This window comes from Sphingomonas sp. (assembly GCF_048594985.1).
GTDB lineage: Bacteria > Pseudomonadota > Alphaproteobacteria > Sphingomonadales > Sphingomonadaceae > Sphingomonas_I.
Map to the genome: position 1 here is coordinate 1 of NZ_JBMDXG010000224.1, position 6241 is coordinate 6241.

The window sequence follows — 6241 nt, forward strand, 5'->3', positions numbered from 1 at the left end:
AGCAGATATTCCATGGGCGCCGCTCCAACAGACTTGCGGAAGCGATCGAAGAAGGCCGAGCGCGACATGGCGGCTTCACGCGCGAGGCTCGCGACCGTCCAGGGGGCGGTGGGCTGCTCATGCATCCGCCCGATCGCGGCCGCCACCCGCTCATCGCCCAGACCACGGAGGACGCCGGTTGGGGCGTGCGGACCGGATGAGCGCAGCGTCTCGATGAACAGCACCTCCATCAGCCGCGCCACGATGATATCGCTCGCCGCTCGATCGCTCCGGAACTCGCGCGCCGCGAGCTGGGCGATCGTGGCGAGGCGATCATCGCCCCGCGCGTGGATGAGCGCGGGGAGCAGCGCGACCAGGAGCGCCGCGTCGGTCGATCCGAACGCGCAATAGCCGATCAGCATGCGCACCTGTGGCTCGGCGTTGCGATCGCCGATGCGAAAGACGTTCGGGCGCACTTCTAAAGGCATGCTCTCGCCGCGCGAGGCGGGCGGCGGATCGACGCTGGAGGAAACGAAATCGTCGGCCGCCGGGATCAGGACAAAGTCCCCGGCGCGCAGCGTGACCGGCTCCTGGCCGCGTGGCTCCAGCAGGACCAAACCTTCGAGCAGCGCACAGAAGAACGGACGCCCCTGCTCGGAACGACGCACGCGCCATGCGCCTGCTCCCTCGATGAATTTCGAGAAGGAGAGATCGGGGCGCAGCAGACCGACGATCTGCGCGAGGGGATCGGTCACAATCGGACGCTCGCTAATGAAATCCGGACGTCCGATTGTAGAAGGTCTGGCCATAAAAGCCATCTTGTCGGGATCAACGACAGGAGTCCTCATGCCCACCATCCTGATCACTGGCTGCTCGTCGGGTTTCGGCCGCGCGGCCGCGCGCCACTTCGCCGATAAGGGCTGGGACGTCGTCGCGACGATGCGCACCCCGCGCGAGGACGCGGGCCTCGCCTCCGATCGGATCCGCACCCTCGCGCTCGACGTCACCGATCCTGCCAGCATCGACGCCGCCATCGCGGCGGCGGGGCCGATCGACGCGCTCGTCAACAATGCAGGCATCGGCTTTCTCAACGCGGTCGAAGGCACGCCGGTCGACGTTGCGCGCGGCATCTTCGAAACCAACACGCTGGGCGTGATCGCCATGACACGCGCCGTGGCGCCGCAGTTTCGCGAGCGCCGGGCGGGCGTGATCGTCAACGTGACCTCGTCGGTCACCTACAAGCCCTTGCCGCTGCTATCGGTCTATTCCGCCAGCAAGGCAGCGGTGAACGCCTTCTCCGACAGCGTCGCGCTGGAACTTGCGCCGTTTGGCGTGCGCGTGCGTGTCGTTCTGCCTGGCCGGGCGCCCGACACGCGCTTCGGCGACAATGCGCGCGCGCGTATGACCGACGGGTTTCCCGAGCCCTATGGTCCCATGGTGCAGCAGATCTTTGCGCAGTGGGAGCAGGATACCGGGCCGGTCACATCCGAGAGCGACGTCGCCGAGGCGATCTGGCGCGCGGTGACCGACGAGACCGCGCCGGCTCACATCCCCGCCGGGGCCGATGCGGTCGCCTGGTCGCAGGGGAGCTGAGGCAAGCGCTGGGTAGGAGCGCTACGCGCCGCGCAAAATAGGCATCTGTGCTCCTAGGCCGAAACTCGGCAACCGAAACGGTACCTCTTGCGACTGGGCTGGAGAAATTGACGCCGGCACGCGCACAAGAATGGGCCTCGCTGATCTCAGCGGTATGGTTGCTGGCCCAAAAGCCGCCGTTTCCGGCGATTTTACCAAGCTGCCGGGCAGCGGCCCGGGATCGAAGCGACTTAATGGCGGGCCACGCCCGATGATGATGGGCACTATACCTACGCTGTGGCACTACTCTAGTCCCGCCGGGGCATGTGCATAACCGCCCTAAGCCAGCCTCCCCCGACCTTGCGCCCTACGACGGCGGCCGGTCCCGGATGTGTCAGCCGGCGAAGCATTTCCAAAACGGAAGTTCGCCAGTCGTCGAAATTTCATCCGCTCCCGATCTAATCTACACTTGGCCAATGGCGAAATCCTTCACCTGGGAGCGAGGACCGTTCGAGCAATGCCCGCGCTGCCGCGAGCAGACGTTCGGCTTTCTAGGCGCTGGGCGCGACGTGATGACGCTGCGCTGCACGAAATGCCGTTACAGCCATGGCGAAGTGCTGCCCGACGTCGACAAGGCGACCATCTATCTCGACCAGTTCATGTTCAGCACCATCTTCAAGATTAAGGCTGGCGACCGGGCACCGCTCGGACATCAGGATTTCTACGACGAACTGATCCCGCTTCTTCGCCGGGTCGTCCTGCTGCAACAGGCGATCTTGCCGCATTCGGATCTTCATTCCAACGAGACCATCGTATTTCACGATCCCAGAGGCTTGCGCGATGCCTATGAGAATATTGGCGGTGACGCCTCGCTGCGCGACAGCCGCGACATCGAAATGGATCAGGTGTTCGCGTTCGCCCGCGCATTTCGCGATGGCGGCGAGCCCGCACTGACCCTGACTCCCGACGAGATCCTCCAGGGATCACGCAACGACTGGCTGCCCGACATGCGTATCAGCGTGAATGCCGACTATTCGCAGTTTGCCGAGGGCATTCGCCGCGAGCGCGACAAAGGGTTCGCCGCATTGAGCGAGGTGGTCGCAGCTTGGGCCGAAGAGAAGCCGCCGTTCCATGAGCTACTCCGCCGGGAATCACAGTTCGGCAAGCACCGGCGCACCGCGCTCGCGACCGTCATGCAGCGCGTGGCAAACGCTGGTGCGGGCGGCGACGGCATGGACTTGCTCTATGCCGCGCTCGAGCCCATCTGGCGGGAATTCCTCATGCTGCGAGACTTCCTGCGCGAGGGCGCGTCCTACGAGGAGGCAATGCAGCGTGTCGGTGACTTCTGGGACTGGTCGCGTCTGCGCGAGATGCCGTTCAATCGCATTTTCGCCTATCTGTTCGCGGCATTCGGCCGGCGCGTGACGATGGGGCAGCGCAAGTTCACCCGCGGACTCATGACCGATTTTCAGGCGATCGCCGCCTATGCGCCCTATGTCGATGCGATGTTCATCGACCGCGAGTGTGCGCTCCTGCTCGGAGAGGGTGAGCTGCGCCGCGACCTGCACTATCGCGCCCGCATCTACAGCTACGCGAACAAGGACGCCTTTCTCGCCTATCTGCGCGAGCTTGAAGAGCGCGCGACGGCGGACGTTCGCGCCTACGCCGAGCGGATATACGGTGTCGCGTGAGCACGGCGGTGATGGCGGGGTTTCCCAGGCCGCCTGTGTTGGTCCGGCGGCCGTCGTTTCGCTCGGCGGCAAGCCATCGCCATGCGGGGCTCAGTCGAGCAGGCCATAGGCCTTGAAGATGCGGTAGGTCGTCTGGCCATCGATCACGCAAAATTTGCGCGGGCTTCCCGGAAAGACGGTCATGCTGCGCAGCGTTCCGCGCACGACCTCGCCGATCTGATGGGCGTGCTGCAAGATCGAGATATCGGCGCCTGATCCCACCAGCCGATAGATCTGGTCGGCACGCGCGCCGCACATGTCCATCGTCATCTCGCGGAACTTCGCCGGTCCCTTGAGGAGGAAAGCGGCGGTGCGGCGACGACCGCCGACCGTGACCGCAGCCGAGAAATGATCGTTCATCTCTCCGCCCCAGTCCTTCTTCGTCGGGTCCCCCAGCAGCGCCGCGAACCCTTCCTTGACCTTCGTCTCGGGCAGGTCGCGCATCACGCTCATCCACTCGTCGGCGTCTGCGACGTCGACCTCCGTCAACCGTGCGAACTGAGCGATGTCCTCAGGCAGAATCTCTCCGAAATCGCGGCCCATCCACATCAGCTCGACCGAATCCTTGCCGTTGCGGGGATGGTCGAACCACGGCACCCCGATCACGAGCGGCTCGATCTCGTATCTGTCCTCCCGGTCATTGAGCAGCCCGACAATCGACTGCGGCGACTTTTCGTGGCCCTCGGCGAGGATCATCCGGCCGGTGTCGCTGACGATATGGCTGGTGTGATAGGCGATCCGGACCGGCTTGCCGAAATCCAGGTCGAGGATGACGCCGTGCTCGACCCGCGGCGCGTCATAGACCGCCGGGCACGGCGTCAGCCGCTCGGTGCTCCGAAACATGTGCTTCGGCCGTCCCAATGTCAGCGCTTCCAGAAGCGTCGGCGCCTTGGCGAGATCGCAGGCATCAAGCAGCATCGTCACCAGAAGATGGTCGTTGCCGAGCACGGTTATGTGGTCCGAACCCGGCTTGGCATGTTCGATATAGTGGCTGCGGATGGGCCCCGGCAGCGCGCTCAGGCAGAGACGCCGGTTCAAGAAGCCCATGTCGATGTGATGGAACAGATCGTCGGCGCGAATCGCCTTGGGGATGTGCCGCACGCTCATGTCTGCACTCTGACGAACCACCACAGCCGATCAATCCCGCGCGTTCGATCACGGCAGGCGCCGGCGATGGTGCGCGCTCGGAAGCCGCGCGGCGAGCTGCTAGGCTTCGCCAATTGAAATCGACCGTGGGAACCCGCCGTGCCGCACTTCGTGTTCGATCTGAACGAGGATGACTCGATCAAGGCCATCTACAAGGACGGCGTCAAGCTGGAGACCGGCACGCGTCTCGAGATGCCCGTCGCCACTGTCCAGACCTACTTTCGAGCGGCGATACGCGCGCTGGCCCGCATGACCGAGAGCGACGACGATCGCGAGAGCAACCGTGGTCACGGTCTCCAGGCGTTTCTCATGAGCCTCGTCGGCACCGAGGCGTTCCTCAACGTCTTCTTCCATCAGGTCGGCCGTGAGAAGGGCCTCGCCAAGGTCATTGACCTGGCCAACAAGGATCGCGTGCCGATCGAGCACAAGCTCAGCCATCTTCCCCGGCAAGCGTTCGGGACGCAGTTGCCCGCGCAGAAGCGGCTCAACGCGAAGATGCGCGAGCTGTACGATCTCCGGTCGAAGATCGTGCATCCCCGCTGGCAGCCCTCGTCACTGCAAATGCCGGGGCTAGCGATCGCCGACTTGGTGGAGAACTATCAGCAGCTCTTCGAGGATCGCGAGTTCTGCCGCGAAGCGCTCCGGTGGTGCCTGTTGGTCGTCGCGAGGATCGGCCTGCATGCGGGCGCCGGCCGCGGCGATCAGTTTGTGCATTTCTGGACGACCATCGCCGACACCAACGCGACGCTGTCGGCGGCGCTCGGCGTTCCGCCCGAAGGCGCCTAGCTATCGCCTTTTCGATCACCGATCACAACCTATCGGTCATTCTTTGAGGAATTGGGCGTAGTGGCGGCGGCCCAGCAGTATGGGGCATCGGCAAACGGCGGCGCACGGCGGAATGGCGAGCCAAGCCCGATGAAGATGGGCAATATACCTACGCTGTAGCGCTACGATAGGAAGCGGCGGTTCCCGACCATACCCGGTCTTTCATGACGGGGCGGCCAAGGTCGGCTTCCGGCAAAGTGAGACGCTCCTTGATTAAATCCATATATCCTTTAACGTGGATATATGGACAATGATTCAGCCATCTCGGCCCTTGGCGCGCTCGCGCAGGGCACGCGCCTCGATGCATTCCGCCTGCTGGTCCGGCATGAGCCTGAGGGCCTGGCCGCCGGTGAGGTCGCCAAGGCGCTAGACGTGCCGCAGAACACGATGTCGGTGCATCTCGCGACCCTCGCGCGCGCTGGGCTGATCCGGTCCGAGCGGCGCAGCCGCATCATCAACTATCGCGCCGATCTTGACCGGTTGAAGGCGCTGACCCTGTTCCTCGTGAAGGACTGCTGCGGCGGGAAGGCGGAGCTTTGCGAGCCGCTGATCGCCGAGCTCAACCCCTGCTGCTGAGGTTCCCATGACCGTCGATATCATCATCTACCACAACCCCGAGTGCGGGACGTCGCGCAACACGCTGGCGATGATCCAGAACGCCGGCATCGAGCCGCACGTCATCGAGTATTTGAAGACGCCGCCTAACCGCTCGCGTCTCGTCTCGCTGATCGCGCGCATGGGCATCACGCCCCGCGCGCTGCTGCGCGAGAAGGGCACGCTCTATGCCGAGCTTGGCCTCGGCGACGCGGCGCTGAGCGATGACCAGCTCATTGACGCGATGATCGAGCATCCGATCCTCATCAACCGCCCGATCGTCGTCTCGCCGCTCGGCGTGAAGCTGTGCCGTCCGTCGGAAGCTGTGCTCGATCTGCTGCCGGCCCGGCAGCGCGGTGCTTTCACCAAGGAAGATGGCGAGAAGGTCATCGACG

7 protein-coding genes are annotated in these 6241 nt (G+C 64.4%); 5 read left to right on the top strand and 2 right to left on the bottom strand.

The window, feature by feature from the left end; genetic code table 11:
- The coding region (locus ACOJSF_RS08880) for a cupin domain-containing protein (RefSeq protein ID WP_420141859.1) at positions 1 to 836 on the bottom strand (836 nt) is incomplete at its 3' end.
- On the opposite strand from ACOJSF_RS08880, the gene ACOJSF_RS08885 reads away from it, so the two are divergent.
- On the top strand, positions 826 to 1572 hold the full coding sequence (locus ACOJSF_RS08885; protein ID WP_420141853.1) for an SDR family oxidoreductase: 747 nt from the start codon (positions 826 to 828) through the stop codon (positions 1570 to 1572). The two genes, ACOJSF_RS08880 and ACOJSF_RS08885, sit on opposite strands and share 11 nt — an antisense overlap.
- Positions 1573 to 2027: 455 nt before the next feature.
- Positions 2028 to 3242: a hypothetical protein gene (locus tag ACOJSF_RS08890; RefSeq protein WP_420141854.1), complete on the top strand. Its 1215-nt coding sequence runs from the start codon at positions 2028 to 2030 to the stop codon at positions 3240 to 3242.
- Positions 3243 to 3332: 90 nt separating this feature from the next.
- Here the strand turns inward: ACOJSF_RS08890 and ACOJSF_RS08895 are convergent, their stop codons facing one another.
- Positions 3333 to 4388, bottom strand: coding sequence for a hypothetical protein (locus tag ACOJSF_RS08895; RefSeq protein ID WP_420141855.1), 1056 nt, complete (start codon positions 4386 to 4388; stop codon positions 3333 to 3335).
- A gap of 138 nt (positions 4389 to 4526) precedes the next feature.
- Between ACOJSF_RS08895 and ACOJSF_RS08900 the strand changes: the two genes are divergently transcribed.
- From ACOJSF_RS08900 to arsC, 3 genes are all read left to right on the top strand, one after another.
- A complete protein-coding gene (locus tag ACOJSF_RS08900; RefSeq protein WP_420141856.1) occupies positions 4527 to 5213 on the top strand; it encodes a hypothetical protein in 687 nt (228 codons plus the stop codon).
- Positions 5214 to 5495: 282 nt separating this feature from the next.
- Positions 5496 to 5828: an ArsR/SmtB family transcription factor gene (locus ACOJSF_RS08905; RefSeq protein ID WP_420141857.1), complete on the top strand. Its 333-nt coding sequence runs from the start codon at positions 5496 to 5498 to the stop codon at positions 5826 to 5828.
- A gap of 7 nt (positions 5829 to 5835) precedes the next feature.
- On the top strand, positions 5836 to 6241 hold a 406-nt coding region (gene arsC / locus ACOJSF_RS08910; protein WP_420141858.1), incomplete at its 3' end, for an arsenate reductase (glutaredoxin).